We start from the raw sequence: 256 nt of genomic DNA on the forward strand, positions 1-256 counted from the left end.
CATTTTGGATCACTGCAATGGCTACACCGGGAACATTATTCTTTTTGGTGGCTTCTAGGCCTATACGTTGAATTTCTGTGTAAAGTGAATCTGTCTTCTTGTCTAAATATCCGATATCAACAGCCTTTTTTGTTGTTGAACAGGAAAAAAGGATGGCAGCCAAGAAAAAAACAATTGTGTATCGAGTTACCTTGTTGATCATTTTCTTTTATTTATTTGTAATATTTACCCTATCAGCAAGCTGTAATTTAAGAAT

At 34.4% G+C, this 256-nt stretch carries 1 protein-coding gene; it reads right to left on the bottom strand.

The features are described from left to right. Positions 1–202 (bottom strand): hypothetical protein (locus SB689_RS23600; protein ID WP_410694473.1); only part of this gene is annotated, 202 nt, incomplete at its 3' end. Between the last annotated feature and the right edge of the window lie 54 nt (positions 203–256).

This window comes from Chryseobacterium sp. SIMBA_038 (assembly GCF_046535115.1).
Taxonomy (GTDB): domain Bacteria; phylum Bacteroidota; class Bacteroidia; order Flavobacteriales; family Weeksellaceae; genus Chryseobacterium.